Origin of the sequence: Chitinophaga barathri (genome assembly GCF_003807585.1) — a bacterium.
GTDB classification, from domain to species: domain Bacteria; phylum Bacteroidota; class Bacteroidia; order Chitinophagales; family Chitinophagaceae; genus Chitinophaga; species Chitinophaga barathri.
The window spans coordinates 203,961-219,868 of the sequence record NZ_RMBX01000011.1; the positions used below are offsets into that span (position 1 = coordinate 203,961).

Annotated in this window: 12 protein-coding genes and 1 riboswitch; of the genes, 8 read left to right on the forward strand and 4 right to left on the reverse strand. The window is 48.0% G+C overall.

The window, feature by feature from the left end; all coding sequences use genetic code 11:
• The first annotated feature begins 60 nt into the window (after nt 1-60).
• The 6 genes from EG028_RS20035 (at nt 61) to EG028_RS20060 (ending at nt 8,765) form a co-directional block, all read left to right on the forward strand.
• Nucleotides 61-2,130, forward strand: coding sequence for a TonB-dependent receptor (locus tag EG028_RS20035; RefSeq protein WP_120518106.1), 2,070 nt, complete (start codon nt 61-63; stop codon nt 2,128-2,130).
• Complete coding sequence (locus EG028_RS20040; protein WP_120518107.1) at nt 2,127-3,287, forward strand: YncE family protein; 1,161 nt, start codon at nt 2,127-2,129, stop codon at nt 3,285-3,287. The genes EG028_RS20035 and EG028_RS20040 overlap by 4 nt, the downstream gene beginning before the upstream one ends.
• Before the next feature lie 43 nt (nt 3,288-3,330).
• The gene (locus EG028_RS20045; RefSeq protein WP_123864730.1) at nt 3,331-4,803 is read left to right on the forward strand and encodes a PKD-like domain-containing protein; all 1,473 of its coding nucleotides are present in this window, start codon (nt 3,331-3,333) and stop codon (nt 4,801-4,803) included.
• A 128-nt stretch (nt 4,804-4,931) separates the two neighbouring features.
• The gene (locus EG028_RS20050; RefSeq protein WP_162946582.1) at nt 4,932-5,783 is read left to right on the forward strand and encodes a DUF4465 domain-containing protein; all 852 of its coding nucleotides are present in this window, start codon (nt 4,932-4,934) and stop codon (nt 5,781-5,783) included.
• A gap of 53 nt (nt 5,784-5,836) precedes the next feature.
• Entirely contained in the window at nt 5,837-7,363 is a 1,527-nt protein-coding gene (locus EG028_RS20055; RefSeq protein ID WP_120518110.1) for a hypothetical protein, read from the forward strand.
• Between the two features lie 52 nt (nt 7,364-7,415).
• Nucleotides 7,416-8,765, forward strand: a complete 1,350-nt coding sequence (locus EG028_RS20060; protein ID WP_120518111.1) for a DUF5074 domain-containing protein — start codon at nt 7,416-7,418, stop codon at nt 8,763-8,765.
• 53 nt (nt 8,766-8,818) lie between these two features.
• Here the strand turns inward: EG028_RS20060 and EG028_RS20065 are convergent, their stop codons facing one another.
• The 3 genes from EG028_RS20065 to metE all read right to left on the reverse strand — a co-directional run bounded on the left by EG028_RS20065 (nt 8,819) and on the right by metE (nt 12,611).
• Nucleotides 8,819-9,235, reverse strand: a complete 417-nt coding sequence (locus EG028_RS20065; protein WP_241559178.1) for a 6-carboxytetrahydropterin synthase — start codon at nt 9,233-9,235, stop codon at nt 8,819-8,821.
• A 21-nt stretch (nt 9,236-9,256) separates the two neighbouring features.
• Nucleotides 9,257-10,102, reverse strand: coding sequence for a methylenetetrahydrofolate reductase (locus EG028_RS20070; protein ID WP_206614481.1), 846 nt, complete (start codon nt 10,100-10,102; stop codon nt 9,257-9,259).
• Nucleotides 10,103-10,307: 205 nt separating this feature from the next.
• Nucleotides 10,308-12,611, reverse strand: a complete 2,304-nt coding sequence (gene metE, locus EG028_RS20075; protein ID WP_120518113.1) for a 5-methyltetrahydropteroyltriglutamate--homocysteine S-methyltransferase — start codon at nt 12,609-12,611, stop codon at nt 10,308-10,310.
• A gap of 151 nt (nt 12,612-12,762) precedes the next feature.
• Nucleotides 12,763-12,966: riboswitch (cobalamin riboswitch) on the reverse strand.
• Between the two features lie 185 nt (nt 12,967-13,151).
• Here metE and EG028_RS20080 point away from each other — a divergent pair.
• On the forward strand, nt 13,152-13,616 hold the full coding sequence (locus EG028_RS20080; RefSeq protein WP_120518114.1) for an Lrp/AsnC family transcriptional regulator: 465 nt from the start codon (nt 13,152-13,154) through the stop codon (nt 13,614-13,616).
• 7 nt (nt 13,617-13,623) lie between these two features.
• Here EG028_RS20080 and EG028_RS20085 read toward each other — a convergent pair whose 3' ends face one another.
• Nucleotides 13,624-14,070 (reverse strand): SRPBCC family protein, encoded by a 447-nt coding sequence (locus EG028_RS20085; protein WP_120518115.1) that lies wholly within the window; start codon nt 14,068-14,070, stop codon nt 13,624-13,626.
• Nucleotides 14,071-14,243: 173 nt separating this feature from the next.
• On the opposite strand from EG028_RS20085, the gene EG028_RS20090 reads away from it, so the two are divergent.
• Entirely contained in the window at nt 14,244-15,482 is a 1,239-nt protein-coding gene (locus EG028_RS20090; protein WP_120518189.1) for an NAD(P)/FAD-dependent oxidoreductase, read from the forward strand.
• The last annotated feature ends 426 nt before the right edge of the window (nt 15,483-15,908 follow it).

Here is a 15,908-nt window from a genome sequence, read left to right on the forward strand (position 1 = left end):
CGTCTATTTGTTTTCGTATGTCATCCGGTAAGTTATCGGTGAAATCAATTATTGGTATATATGTCAAACGCATTAAAAACGTTGCTGATAGCGTTTTTGGCATTTGTTGGCATGGACCTGTACGCGCAGCGGCCCTACGTGGACTCTGCACGCGCGGATACCGGCCGTGTCCGGACATTGCGGGGTGTTACTGTTTACACATCAGGATATAAAGAAGTTATTCCTTCGCAAAAACTCTCTGGTGAGACCTTAAAGAGCTTAAACAGTTTTTCTGTAGCGGATGCGATACGATATTTTGCCGGTGTACAAGTAAAGGATTATGGCGGTATAGGCGGTCTGAAAACCGTGGATATGCGCAGTATGGGCACGAACCATATGGGTGTATTTTACGATGGCATCCAGCTGGGCAATGCGCAGAACGGGCAGGTAGACCTTGGGAAGTTTTCCATGGATAACATTGAATCCATCTCCCTTTACAACGGTCAGAAAAGCGACATCTTCCAGCCTGCTAAGGACTATGGATCTTCCGGCACCATTTACCTGCGGAGCCGCCGGCCGGTCTTCGATTCTTCGAGAACGACGAACTTTAAGGGCGTTTTCAAAACAGGCTCATTCGGGTTGATAGACCCTTCAGTATTGTTCGAACGAAAGTTGTCGGAGCAGGTTCAGTTATCCGTCAGCGGAGAATACATCAGGTCTTCCGGCCGCTACCCGTTCCGTTACAGAAGAGTGCATCACAACTCCAAAGAAGTAGCCTGGGATACAACAGCGATACGGCAAAACGGAGATATCAATGCATTGCGGATCGAAAGCGGATTATACGGAAATATAAATCGCGGTTTCTGGAATGTAAAAGCCTACTTCTACGATTCAGAAAAGGGAATACCAGGGGCCATTATAAATAACGAATGGATGCACGCACAGCGGCAGTGGGACAGGAACTTTTTCCTGCAGGGATCCTTTCAGAAGAATATCAGCAGCAACTATGATGTACAGGTGAACGCGAAGTATGCGAACGACTATATGCATTACCTGAGCCCCGGCCCCAATCAAATCCGCATCGACAATAAATTTAATCAACAGGAATGGTATGCTTCGGTTGCCCAGAAATACAGCTTGTCGAAAAGGATCGATGTCAACCTGTCTACAGACTTCCAGTATAATACGCTAAGCTCCAGCCTGGCCGGTTTTGTGTTTCCTAAAAGATTTACCTCCCTGGTGGCATTGGCCGGGCAGGCGGACCTGGGTAAAGTGAAAATGCAGGCAAGCGTTTTAGGCACTTTCGTCAATGAAAGGATTACAAGGGGAAACACGGCAACGGGTGATTCCGCCATCGCCGCACCCGCCAAAAACGAAGTGACGCCGGCCTTTTTTATTTCCTACAAACCCTTTCCGAAAGCGGACTTCGACATAAGGGCCTTTTACAAGAACATTTTCAGGATGCCTACGTTCAATGACCTGTATTATACGGATATTGGCAACATCAACCTGAAACCGGAATATACCCACCAATACAATCTCGGTTTTGTGTATCACAAAAGCCGCCCCGGTTCGGTTTGGAGCGAGTCTCGGATGCAAACCGATTTTTATTTCAACAAGGTTACCAACAAAATAATCGCCGTGCCTAAAGGAAGTGGCATGTACCGCTGGATGATGATGAACATCGGGGAAGTGGAAATAAAGGGCGTGGATCTTGTTACCGACCAGGCTTTTTCGCTTCCGGACGGTATATTGCTGAACCTGAGACTTAGTTACACTTACCAGAAAGCGCAGGACTTCTCGGGGCGGAAAAACCCGCTGCTGCAGGATGTGACCTATGGAGGGCAGATTTCTTACATACCCTGGCATAGCGGTTCGCTGATTTCAAGTATCCTGTATCGTTCGTGGCGGTTGAACTATAGTTATGTGTATGTAGGCGAACGTTATCATGTCTCCGCGAATATACCGGTGAATTATGAACAGCCCTGGTATACCAGCGACCTGTCGGCCTCTAAGGATTTTCAACTTAGAAAGTACCGATGCAAAATTTCCGGGGAAGTAAATAATGTATTCAACCAGGATTACGAGGTGGTGCTGAATTACCCGATGCCAAAAAGAAATTATAAAATCATCTTATCCGTTGAACTGTGAAAAAATATCCCTTATACTTCATAGCGCTGCTGTGCCTGTTTTGGATGGTATCCTCCTGCAGGAAAGACATAGAGGTCTTCATCAATGAAGATACGGTCGTGGACACCGTAATCGTAGATAACGGTTTCTCCGGCTTTTACCTGCTCAATGAAGGGAACATGGGCAGCAATAAAAGTACACTGGACTATTTTGATTATTCCACCGGAACATACAGAAGGAATATCTATGCCGCCATTAATCCAACCGTGCCCAAAGAGCTGGGCGATGTGGGGAACGACATGGCCATATACGGCAGCCGGCTTTACGCGGTGATCAATGCTTCCAATAAGGTAGAAGTGATGGATGCAGCCACTGCAAAGCGAATCGGACAAATCGAAATCCCCAATTGCCGGTACATAAAGTTCGATAAAGGATTTGCCTACGTCACGTCTTACGCCGGGCCCATCGAAATCAATCCGGATTACAAACAAAAAGGATTTGTGGCGAAGGTAGATACCGCCACGCTGGCGGTTGTGGCTAAATGTATCGTAGGATACCAGCCGGATGGACTTGAAATAACAGACGGCAAGATCTATGTGGCAAACTCTGGCGGTTATATGGGCGCCGGAAATACGAACAAATACGAGAGGACCGTTTCTGTGATCGATCTGGCAACTTTTAAAGAGGAGAAACGGATCGATGTGGCTTTTAACCTTCATCATATAAAAGCCGATAAGCGGGGCGATCTATGGGTCACTTCCCGGGGCGATTACAAACAGCTTCCCTCCAGGCTCTATTTTATCGATAAAGACCTGCAGAAGGTCACCGATACCTTGCCCGTCGCGGCCAGCAACTACTTCCTGGATGGAGACTCACTTTACATATACAGCTCGGAGTGGAGTTATATTACCTATTCCAATGTCATCACTTATTGTATTGTGAATACCAGTACGCGCGAAGTCGTTACCCGCTCATTTATTACTGACGGAACGGACAACGAAATAGAAATACCCTATGGCATTATGGTAAACCCGGTTACTAAGGATATCTATGTTACAGACGCGGGCAATTATGTTTCACCCGGAGCATTGTACTGTTTTTCGAAAGAAGGTAAAAAGAAATGGGCTGTCCGTACCGGTGATATACCGGCGCATTTTACCTTATTATCAAAGGGATAGCTGAAGATTCTCATCATAAAAAGTATTGGATAAACTGAAAAATATGAAGAAAGTAATTTTACTTAAAATCCTGACAGTCGTTATTTTCCTTGCTGCCTCCTGCAGGAAAGATCAATACCTGGCGCCGGATATCTCCGGGGTCGGGGCGGATACGATCATATTGAACATTGGGGATAAGACGGTGCTGGCGCCTAATATCACCAACCTTAAAGGGAACAGCTACATATGGCTGGTGAACGGTAAGGAAACGGTGCGTGACCAGATCAATTTTACATTCCAGGCTACCGAGCCGGGAAATTTCGACGTGACTTTTAAGGCAAATAACAAAGGAGGAGCTGCCGAGCAATTGTTTGAAATTTTTGTGGAAAAGCCGATTGCAATATCGATAGACGGCCAGCTTGCCGTTTCTATGTGTAACGTAATTGAAATTACACCTTCCGTTACAGGGCCGGACCGGGATGATTACGAGTATGAATGGTCCATCGGGGATTCTGTGATCGGCAAAAAACGCAACCTCAGCTTTATTTCAGCCGGAGCCGGAAGCTATGAGCTTACACTCCGCGCCACCGCGGGCAAACAGACCGCCACATCCAGCCGCACCATAATAGTGAAGGCGGAGCAGTATGGGAACAATGCTAATACAGTACTGGAATACGCACCCGCACCCGGTAAAAATCATAACTGGTCTATTATAGGCACCGCGGATCTCTGGGATTTCGGTGCCGAACAGCCGCTGCCTTATAGTGAGTTTTTGACCAAAGCAGGTGTTTTGAGAAAAGAAAACGCCGGTAACGGGCTTTTTTTAGGTTCCTGGGGCGGATCGGCGACGTTTAAGTTTGATCATACGGTTGTCAACGTCCCCGCCTTGCCCGATCTGGAACTGACTGCAATTTATTCCAATCTTGATCCTCCCGCCGTTTACGTGGCATATGACCGTAATAAAAATGGTACGCCGGACAATGACGAATGGTATGAAATTAAAAACGAAGATTATGGAATAGAGGACCTTCCTGACTATGAAATGACTTTTACCTACACGAAAACCGTAACGGACACCAGGAGGATATATACCTATTTCACCTGGAAAGACAACCAGCTGGAGCCTGTCGGAGGAGAGATTGTGAATATGAAATCCTTCAGCAGCTCCATGACGTATACCGGCGCTTTCTCCACCAGGGGGTTCTTTCCCGGGTACAACATGACCGATATTCCCACGAAACAGGTAGCGCTGCTGGACGGCTGGCAAAACTCTTTTACACGTAAAGGGAAGCGCATCACCAGGAACCTCTCCGGCGCGCCCCAGTTTTTCCGCAAACTGAATGTTGATATAGATATGGCGGTGAATGTTAGCGGGGAGAGTGTTCAGTTGCCCGGGATCGATTTCGTGAAGGTCCAGAAAGTGGTGTATCCCTTTCAACAGGATTTTAACGATGGCAATAAGCTGAAAGATTTCAACATGGAAGAGTCGCGGATGCTGCAGGTGTATGGGATATTGGATAAACACCTTAAAAATTAAAGAAAGCCGGGCAACCCGACATCATAATCACAAAAATTAGACTTATGAAAAGAACCCTTTTTATTAAACCCCTGATAGTAGCAATCATTTGCGTTGTTACGGCAGCTTCATGTTCCAAACAAAATGATTTGTTGGACCCGACTTCGAAGACTGAAACCCTGAAAGACGGCCAAAGCGCTGCCTTAAAAACGTTGACAACAACCTATACGATCACTTTCGAAAGTATAGGCAGCAGCTATATGGCCGGCCCCACTTCTTATGGAGATAATACTTACTCGGCTTATGGCGGTACCCAGATCGCCCCTTACGTACATACCCCAAGCAATCTGAGGTTTGCCATCAAAGGCGCTGGCAGCGGAACGCCGGTAGAATTCTGGGATGGCGGTTTTGTGGTTTCCAACTGGAACTACAAATCGAATATCCCCGGAAAAACAGGCGATTGGTGGTACTCGTACCTGAATCAGTGCAGTGTATATTCAGGCACCCATGGCGCTAACAACGGAGGTGCCGGGGGCAGCGCCAATTTTGCGGTCATGTTCGGCTACGTAGATTTCTTTAATCAAACTTATGCCACACGCCCCACACTCAATTTTACATCCGGCAGCGGGGTGATAGAGGGAATGGAATTATGCCTTTCCTCTTACACTTACGGGGTGATCATGAACGGGAATACATTCGGATCAGGCGCTGCAACGCCGCTTAAAGATGTAGCCGGGGGAACCGGGTACCTGAAATTGCAGGCGTATGGCTTTAATGGCAGCACAGCCACAAACAGCGGCCTTCCCGTTGAAATTTACCTGGCAAGGTATTTTAACCACCTGCCTGTGACAGGACCTTTAACCAACTGGACTTATTTCGACCTGTCGGCTTTAGGAACCGTTACCCGTGTTGAGTTCAACATCGTAGGCAACGATTCAGGCACTTACGGGCTGAACACGCCCGCCTATGTGTGTATGGACAATGTGGAAGTGACCTTGTAATGGTATAGATCATAATAATGCCCGGCTTTCTTAAAATATAATTACATAACAAAATGAATAATCGGTACAAATTTCTCGTTTACCTGACCTGCGTTTCACTTATTATCGGCGGCTGTAAAAAAGAAGCGGAACAACCGGAATCCGCCCCCGTAATATCCGGGCTTGAATCGGAGTATTACGTCCTGGTAAAAGAGTCCATACTGCTTGAGCCTGCCATTGAAAACAAAGTGGATTCCATTGTATGGGTGGTAAACGGTCAGAGGGTAGCCAATGCGATGCAGTACACTTTTCAGGCGCCCGCCGATCCCGGGACTTACAGCCTGATCGTCATGGCTTATAATAAGGGAAACATTTTCCAGAAGGTGGTGCAGATCACTACCGGCAGGTATAGGAACTGGTTGGCAACGACGAATACCATCCTGAAACTGGAGGCATCGCAGAAGTTTGCGGGCAGGAATGACCTGAAATGGGAAATTCTGTCGGCTCCTTCCGAGCTTTACAGGTTGTCCGATACCAGTTCCGGTTCCGCCACGGCTTTATTTGCGGCCGTGAGCAGGGGAGGGTACCAGCTAAAGGTTTCTTCCGGCGATTTGATAGATACACTCCTTATAACTGTACGGCAATCAGATCAGTTGTTCTCGCCTTACATAACAAAAGTTTTCGATTACCTGCCGGCTCCCGGTCAGTTTGTAAACGAGCTGCCAAAATACAGCGCAGGCGATACCCATGAAAAGATGGTTGAAAAAGCAGGCAAAGAACTTGTGGGCGAAGAAGCTAATTCCATCACATTAGGCGGCTGGGGCGGTTATGTGGTCGTAGGTTTTGACCATACCATCGTGAATGTACCCGGCAGGCGCGATTTCAGGATTCACGGAAATGCATTCGGCGCCAATTCCAATCCCCGCCCGAATGCGCCCTTCGGTGGAAGCTGCGAGCCCGGTATTGTTATGGTAGCGTATGATAAAAATAAAAACGGCAAACCTGATGAAGATGAGTGGTATGAAATAAAGGGCAGCGGCAGTTTCTCCGCTGAAGCTGAACCCTGGTACAGCGCGGCTGTCAGCAAGAATAACGATGTCCGTACTTTCCGTACTTACGAAATGACCTACCATCGCCCCACAACGGAAACGCCAGTCGGTACCCCCGAGGGCCATATCAGTATCGGAAATTATATTCAGTGGACAGACAACCAGGGGCAGCAAGGCTACAAGATCAAAAACACGTATCACACACAGAGTTATTACCCTCAATGGGTAAAAGACGAAAAGATCACTTACAAAGGCATCCGCCTCGCCAGGAATGGTATAGAAGAGAGCGGGCAGGGCAGCTACTTTGTGCTTTATGCGTTCAGGTACGGATATGTTGATAACTATCCGAACGCGCATAACAATTCCGGTATTGATATCGACTGGGCCATTGATAAAAACGGCAATAAAGTGATTTTGCCGGGCATCGACTTTGTAAAAATATACAATGGGATAGACCAGGAAAATGGCTGGCTGGGAGAAGCATCTCCCGAAATAGGTCGGGGAGAGGATCTGCACCTGTTAGGGACGAACATTGCAACTATAAATCAATAATCCATCGCAATTTCAACGTTGAAATAGTACAGTACAACTAGAATTTAAAAGTATGAAAAAAAGTGTTTTAGCATTTGGGGCGTTCATCGCCGTCGGAGTAACATCCTGTTCAAAAAACGATAAAACAGAGCCTCAGCCGGCTCCCGAGGTAAATATCGTAAATGTGTTTTCTCAAAACACCGTGGCGCAGGAAGATACCCTGATCTTCAAAGTGAGGGCTACCGAAGGCAGTACTTTTGCCTGGTCTGTAGACAATAAGGACGTGGCGGTTACAGACTCTGTTTTTAAATTCGTCTCAAAGGACCTGGGCGAACATACCATTGCAGTAAGGGCTTCCAGGAATGATCAAACAGCTTCTTCCAAAGCAAGTGTTACTGTATTCGGAAAATATAAATTCGGCACATTTGTGTTGAATGAAGGAAACATGACGACGGAGAACGGTACCCTGACCTTCATCAGCCCACGCGGTGTGGTGACCGATAGCGCCTATTTTAAAGCAAATGGCACCGAGCTTGGAAATACGACACAGGATTTATATATCCATAATAACAGAGTGTACATTATTTCTCAAAACGGCAAAACAAATGCTGTGGGAAATTCATTTAATAACGATGGCCTGCTCGTAGTAGCCAATGCGGAAACGCTTAAAAAGGTAGCCGCCTATAATGATGAACTGGCGGCACTCAGCTGGCCTACTCACGTAGCAGTGCTGAATGAGGAAAATGTAATAATCCGTGATAACAACGGCCTATCCAGGTTCAACACAGTCACCAAAGCGCTCACATTCATTAAAGGCTCTGAATATGCAGATAAACTGACGATGGCAGTTTCCAATAACAAAGTATTTGCTTCCGCTGGTTCAAAAGTTTATGTGGTTGAGCTGAATAAAGATACGATCACGTACGCTTTGAATATGAAAGCATCCGTTAGCGGAGTGGTGAAGGCCAGTGATGGTAATATCTGGGTATCCACTACCGGGTCTCCAAATAAGATATCCAAGATCAATTACAGGGATTATTCTGTAATAAAAGCCAACGACATCGCTATTGGCAGCCTGAGCGCCGGATGGGGAGCCACATCTGGCATTACCGCAAAGGGCGATACCCTTTATTTTAGCGGCGCTGGTACTAAAATATACCGGCATATTTTCAGCATGGGGTCAACTGAGTTTATGGTGGATGCAAAAACGATGGTTGAAAACGCCAATATTGTGTATAATAACATAGCCGTACATCCTGTTACGGGAGAGGTGTACCTGAACACAATAAAAGGCTATGGCATGGATTTTCTAAAGAATAGCATTGCTGTCTTTAACTTTAACAATGGTACTACGGTAAGCGCCAACTATAAGGACTATACTAATTTCCCCGCCGGTATTTTCTTTACTTACAGCTATAATTGAATGAATTAGGTTATGGTACAGGAGGTTGCCTGTGAATCAAGCGCAACCTCCTGTTATCCAAAACACTCGGTGCTGTTATTCTCAGTTTCAGCAAGCCTCACCGAGTGCAGGCAGACACCCGCATAAGCCTCTATGGGGCCTTTGAGCTGCTTAAAAATTTCGATGCAAAGCAATTCCGTGCTGGCCATCTTGCCGGCCATAAAATCCACATCCAGGTTGAGATTCCTGTGATCCAGCTTTTCGATCACATGATCATTGATGATGACCTTCAACTCTTTCAGATCCATGATACAGGGCCTTTCGTGATCTACTTCCCCCTTTACCGTCACAAAAAGATCATAGTTGTGGCCATGGTAATTGGGGTTCGCACATTTCCCGAACAACCTGAAGTTCTCTTCTTCGGTCAAATCCTGCCGGTACATCCGGTGCGCCGCATTAAATTGTTCTCTGCGTGTAAGAAAAGTCAGCATTGTTGATAGTATTCACAGGTTTTATTGTATAACCGGTAGCACTTCCGACTGCCTGATGCCTTTTGCGGCCAGCATGTTGCCAATGGTGTTTACCATATGAATAGAGGCTTCGATCTCATCCTTCCTGATGGCCACACTTTCGATATTGAACCCGAAGGGCACGCACTGTTCTGAACAGAATGTGGTTAGTTCCTCCGCGATATCCAGGCAGACTTGTACTGACCGGTCCAGCATATTCCCGGCATTCCTCAATTCGTCTTTTAGCGCCTCCGGCACATGTATGCCCAGCCACTCCATGAAATGCAGTGTTTTCTCCGAGCCGCAGGCCGTGAGCGTAAAGATGACGGTCGGGGGCACAATCTGCTGTTCCTGGCAGGTGCGGCACAGGTCTTCTATCACTTTTTTTGCATAGCCGACGTTGAACACACATTGAGAAACGAAATAGGAGACCCCGCAGGCAGCCTTTTCCAGGATGCGCCTGTCTTCGTCTTTCAGCTTAGCATGCCTTTCAGGAATCGTCACTGCGCCAACTACCGATGTGCGCTCATGCTTTTTCCATATCCGGTAAGCCTCCGGCAGGCTGGTCCTGACCGGGTAATCCGGCGCGGGAACGCCTACGAAGACAGGGTGGAAGTTCTCAGCCTCCAGGCCATGCAGCCATGCTGACAGCTCCGCTTCCGAATATTTCCCCGCTGGGCGGTAGATGATCTTCGGGATGTTTAGTTCTTTCAGGTAGCCGCTGGCAAACCTGAAAGGGTCCAAAGCGTTTAGAAAAGGGAATGGCCTTTCCGCTGAAGTGCGTGCGGATTCGTCCTGCACGTCATATACAATCAGTGCGTCTATATCAAGCGGAAGGAGCCTTTTCATGGTTCTTCCGGCAATTTCAGCAACCCGTTCAGGTAATGTTTCCGCCTTTGGAGGCGTAATGCCGTATGTCAAAATCCCGGACATTCCGGACCTGATCTTCTCCAGGAACATAAGTTTGGGGTGATTTAGTGGCTATGATTCGTCTCTTTTCATATGCATACAATGGCCGCGGACGGAAATGTCCGCAGCCATTGTATGATGATCTTTATACAGTCCCTGTTACGCTGATCTGCTCGCGCGCCTGTTTGGCCGCTTGTACCATGTTTTCCAGCGCGGCTTTGGTTTCAGGCCATTTACGGGTCTTCAGGCCGCAGTCAGGGTTTACCCAAAGGTTCTGAGCAGGTAACAGGTCTGCTGCTTTTGTCAGCAGCGATACCATTTCTTCCCTGCCCGGCACGCGGGGTGAGTGGATGTCATATACGCCCGGTCCGATCTCGTTCGGGTACTCGAAGTGCGAGAAGGCATGTAACAGCTCCATCTGTGAACGGGAGGTTTCTATCGTGATCACATCCGCATCCATAGCGGCGATGTGCTCTATGATATCGTTGAACTCGCTGTAGCACATGTGGGTGTGGATCTGCGTTCTGTCCTGGACACCGCTGGCGGTTACCCGGAAGGCCTTCACCGCCCAATCCAGGTAATGCGGGCGTTTGGCTTTGCGTAAGGGCAAGCCTTCACGGATCGCGGCTTCATCGATCTGTATGATACCGATGCCGGCTTTTTCCAGCGCAACCACCTCGTCACGGATTGCCAGTGCGATCTGGTTCGTAGTGATATCACGCGGCTGATCGTCACGCACGAATGACCATTGCAGGATGGTTACGGGCCCGGTCAGCATGCCTTTCATCGGTTTAGGGGTTTGCTGTGCGGCGAAGGTGATCCAGCGTACTGTCATGTCCCGCGGGCGGCTTACATCGCCGTAGATTACAGGCGGTTTCACGCAACGGCTGCCGTAGCTCTGTACCCATCCGTTTTTGGTGAACAGGAAGCCATCCAGTTGTTCGCCGAAGTATTCCACCATGTCGTTACGCTCAAACTCGCCATGTACCAGCACGTCGATGCCCAGCTCTTCCTGCCAGCGGATCACTTCCACGGTGGCATCTTCGATAGCTTTTTCATATTGTTCGGGGCTGAGATCGCCTTTCCTGAGCTTCGCGCGCAGCTGGCGGATATCGTCTGTCTGCGGGAATGAACCGATTGTAGTGGTGGGGAATGCGGGAAGGTTAAAACGCTCACGGTGTAGTTGCTGGCGTACCGGGAAGGCGCTTTTGCGGGTAGCATCCGCATCGGTGATCGCTGCCACGCGGTCTTTTACTTCCTGTTTGTGTACTTTCTGTGAAGTCCTTCTGCTTTCAATCGCCTTTTTGTTGGCCTCCAGCAATGCCTGGTTGCCTTCTGCGATCTGCTTCAGCTCGGCAACTTCATGTAGTTTCTGTTTGGCGAAGGCCATCCAGTTTTTGATTTCCGGATCGATCGCTGTTTCCAGGTCCAGGTCGATAGGACTGTGCAGCAGGGAGCAGGAGGGGGCAATGATCACGCGGTCGCTACCGAGTTTCGCAACGGCTTTGCTGATGAGCGCCAGCGACTTTTCGTAATCGTTCTTCCATACGTTACGGCCGTCTGCCACACCTAATGATAGTTGCAGATGTGCGGGGATCAGGGCGAGCACTTCATCCAACTGCTCCGGCGCACGTACCAGGTCAATATGCAGGGCGGAAACCGGAAGATTTACGGCCAACCGGGTATTGTCCAGCAAAGCTTCGAAATAGGTGGCAACCAGTAATTCCACACCGCTTACCTGGCCGGCGATAGCACGATAGGCATATTCAAATGCTTCTTTGTCTTTTTGGGACAGGTCAAGCGCCAGGCAAGGTTCATCCAGCTGGATCCACAGGGCGCCCTGTTGTTTCAGGCGGTTGATGATCTCTATATATACAGGTACCAGATCTTTGATCAGGTCGATGCGCTCAAAGCCCGGTTCTTTTTCTTTACCCACCAGCAGGTAGCTGACGGGGCCTACCAGTACGGGCTTCGCTTTGTCGCCGAGGGTTTGCCTGGCGGCGGTATATTCATTAAACACCTTTTCGGAAAATATGCTGAAAGACTGTTTCGCGGTAAATTCCGGCACGATGTAGTGATAGTTGGTGTCCATCCATTTGGTCATTTCCATGGCGGTAATGTCCAGGCCGTCTCTCTGGTACCCTCTTGCCATTGCAAAATACAGATCGGTTTCGCTGTTGCCTTTTACATTGGAAACAGGGGCATAACGTTGCGGGATAACACCCAGCAGGAGGCTCATGTCCAGCACCTGGTCATAATAGCTGAAATCGTTGCAGGGGATGAGGTTGATGCCGGCTTTCAGTTGGGTTTGCCAGTTTTCTTCCCGGATGGTACGGGCCGCCTGGTTCAGTTCGTCCAGGCCGGTCTTGCCCGACCAATAGGATTCGCAGGCTTTTTTCAGTTGTCTTTGGCCGCCAATGCGCGGGTAGCCGAGGTTTTGCGTTAGCATTTTTCAATGATTTAATGAAAAATTTGTAAAAGTCTCTTAACAGGCTTTCACGTCTGACTGCAAAAAAGGGCATACCGGGGTACACAGGAAAGGGGATTTCCTGTTATATTGATACCATCAGATCAGACCATTTGCTTTATTACGCGAAAGCGCCGTCTATCCGAAAAAGGCAGGTCTCCTGACTTGTAACATTTCAGCCATCCTTCCCATCCCGATGCACTCGGGACAGTGGACATTTGCCGGCTGAAACTGGTGAGTGTTACTTACAGTTGCGCGACAGCCCGTGACTTGCACACGGTTCCCTTTTAATCTCCCGCCAGGCTGTGACGGGAAAACCCTTTCCCGTTTGATAAAATAAAGTAAAGAACTAGTTTTGCGGATCTCTCGCCTGGGAGCGTTAAATTCGGTACAAAGCTATTAATTTGTTCTATTAGGTTGTCAAATGGTATAATTTCAGTGTAAAAAAGTATTTTTGCTGTCCTTTGAAGATAAAACAGCTGTTTTTAACTCTTTTTAGATAACGTAAAAGGTAATTATTCTATGGAGGAAATTTTAGACCAGACAGATCTCCGGTTGTTGAGACTGTTAGCGTCGGACGCAAAGATCACCACCAAAGATCTGGCAGCCAGGGTCAACCTGTCGCCTTCACCGGTTTTCGAAAGGGTAAAACGACTGGAAGCGGGTGGTTTTATCAAAGGGTATATTGCCCTGATCGATCCTGAAAAGCTAAATTATGGCCTGATCGTCTTTTGCAATATCAAATTAAAGCACCATGACAAGAGCATCGGGCACCAGTTTGTGACGGACATTATGCGGCTGGATGAAGTGGTGGAATGTTATAACATTTCCGGGGACTATGATTTTCTGCTGAAGGTCTACGCAAAAGATATGAAACACTACCAGGATTTTGTATTCAACAAGCTGGGATCGGTAACGAGCATCGGTAGTACGCACAGCACCTTTGTGATGTGTGAAAATAAAAATACTTATAACATCAATTTTTAAGACGGGGTTATGAACTTTTACCCGTATTGATCAATGTCAGTAATTTGTCCTGCAAATACTCAGACCAGGAAGGCGCGCAGGATTCGTAACATTCTATTTCGGGAGTCAAACCTTCGTGGGTAAATACGAGTTGGGTTTTACCGCCTTTTTCTGAAATTTCAAAAATCACTTTTGTACCTGTCCACTCGTCCTGCTTTTCTACATAGCTGAATTTACTGTCCGTGACCAGCCAGACTACTTTTTTGTTTGGGATCACTTCCACTAATTTTTGTTTGCTATAGTGAGCGCCCCCTTCCGCACTAAAGCTAAACTCATCATTGAGTTTCTCCGTACCGCCATGGATTTCTTCCGAATGAATGCCGGACCACCATCCACGAACGTTGGTAATTGCCTCAAATACTTCCTGCGGGGTTTGCTCCGTCGTCAGCGTAAATTTGAAATCTGTTGTTGCCATTTTCTTATAGTTTTAATTAGTAAAAAAAACTTTCCACAAATGTATTGTCTAATTATTGCCCGACCGGGGGGCGAAATAGACTTTGAGGCAGGCTGATCTGGACAACACGGGAAATTTAAGGAGACACTTTACCGTTTTACCGCATGGAAGGATTTTCCTACATTGTGCAAATTATGCTGGAAACCAAAGTTTGTATTATAGGCGCCGGCCCGGCGGGCGCTACTACCGCCCTCCAATTGGCTTACATGGGCATTCCCTGCCTGGTGGTGGACAAATCCGTTTTTCCCCGGGATAAAGTATGTGGCGATGGCCTGAGCGGTAAAGTGCTCACGTTGCTTTCCCGGATCGATAAAGGCATTGCGGAAAGGCTGCAGCAGTTTGTGTTCAAGGAAGACAGCTGGGGCATAACCTTTGTAGCCGCCAACCGTATGGGCATCAACATTCCCTATAAACCCAATTATGCAAAACTGCCGGGTGAGCCGAGAGGATTTGTTTGCAAACGCATTCACTTCGACAATTTCCTGGTGGATGAGCTGAAGCGCTGCCCGCAGGTGCAACTGATAGAAGGCAAGGCCATCACAAAATATGAATTGCTGCCGGACGGTTACCTGCTGACCGATGCCACCGGCAGCATACAGATCAAAACACAGCTGGTGATAGCCGCCAACGGCGCGCATTCCGGTTTTACGAAGGAGGTGGCCAACATCCACATGGAGCCGGCGCATTACGTGGCCGGCATCAGGGCGTATTACAGCGGCATCAGCGGTATGCACCCTGATAACCTGGTGGAACTGCATTTCCTCAAAAACGTGCTGCCCGGTTACTTCTGGATATTTCCCCTGCCCAATGGCGAGGCCAATGTGGGTATAGGCATGTTGAGCAAAGTGGCGCGGCGCAGAAAAGTGAACCTGAAACAGTTGCTGCTGGATACCGTGCAGCACGACGAGATATTAAAAGAACGGTTTAAAGACGCCACGCTCCTCGGTAGTATCGACGGCTACGGCCTGCCCCTGGGGAGCAAAAAAAGAAGGCTGTCCGGCGAAAGATATATGCTGGTGGGCGATGCGGGGTTCCTGATAGATCCCTTTACCGGCGAAGGGATTGGTAACGCCATGTATACCGCCCGCATGGCGGCGGAGCAGGCAGCGGCCTGCATTGCGGCGGACAATTACACCGCTGCCGCCATGATGGCATACGATGAAAATGTATACCGCGTGCTGGGGCCGGAGTTAAAAATGAGCACCAAACTCCAGAAACTTATCCGTTACCCCTGGCTGTTCAATATGCTGATGCGAATGAGCGCCCGTAATAAAGAGCTGCAGGAGCTGATGTCCTGCATGTTCCACGAAGTGGATGTGCGGAAAAAACTGGTAAAACCGCAGTTTTACCTGCGGCTGCTGCTGGGGCGGTGATGTTTTCCTTTACAGGGTCTGAGTTTACCCGGTTTGGCCGCTGAAAGGGGCGAACCGGGATTAAACCAGTCCGCTAAATAAAATGAGTTATGACATTTTTCAATATAGGTCAGTAAAAAATATTTGCAACTTTCTGTGAACCAAAAGATGACCGTATTGTTAATTATTCTGAGTTACACAAATTTCCTACCCCGTTTTAAAGGGTTTCTCCTACGCATACAACTCTCTCATCAAGCTGTCCGCCAATAGTAAGCGGCATTTAAGCAGAAATAATATCGTTTTTAGTTTGTTTGGACCTGAGTGTTTTTAACAGCAATAGCATGTTTACAAACCATTAGCCAAGTCCGGCGGAAACGCTGAATGGGTTTAAGGCGCGGGTATGTAAACGGGAAACCGTTTCGGCTGCATGTGGATGATGTAGCTGCC

Bases quoted from the DNA above. Each gene is read 5' to 3' on its own strand.
- EG028_RS20065 (WP_241559178.1), bottom strand. From the start codon at position 9,235: ATGCTGACTTTTCTTACACGCAGAGAACAATTTAATGCGGCGCACCGG.
- EG028_RS20080 (WP_120518114.1), top strand. From the start codon at position 13,152: ATGGAGGAAATTTTAGACCAGACAGATCTCCGGTTGTTGAGACTGTTA.
- EG028_RS20055 (WP_120518110.1), top strand. From the start codon at position 5,837: ATGAATAATCGGTACAAATTTCTCGTTTACCTGACCTGCGTTTCACTT.
- EG028_RS20085 (WP_120518115.1), bottom strand. From the start codon at position 14,070: ATGGCAACAACAGATTTCAAATTTACGCTGACGACGGAGCAAACCCCG.
- EG028_RS20060 (WP_120518111.1), top strand. From the start codon at position 7,416: ATGAAAAAAAGTGTTTTAGCATTTGGGGCGTTCATCGCCGTCGGAGTA.
- EG028_RS20090 (WP_120518189.1), top strand. From the start codon at position 14,244: ATGCTGGAAACCAAAGTTTGTATTATAGGCGCCGGCCCGGCGGGCGCT.
- EG028_RS20035 (WP_120518106.1), top strand. From the start codon at position 61: ATGTCAAACGCATTAAAAACGTTGCTGATAGCGTTTTTGGCATTTGTT.
- EG028_RS20045 (WP_123864730.1), top strand. From the start codon at position 3,331: ATGAAGAAAGTAATTTTACTTAAAATCCTGACAGTCGTTATTTTCCTT.
- EG028_RS20070 (WP_206614481.1), bottom strand. From the start codon at position 10,102: ATGAAAAGGCTCCTTCCGCTTGATATAGACGCACTGATTGTATATGAC.
- metE (WP_120518113.1), bottom strand. From the start codon at position 12,611: ATGCTAACGCAAAACCTCGGCTACCCGCGCATTGGCGGCCAAAGACAA.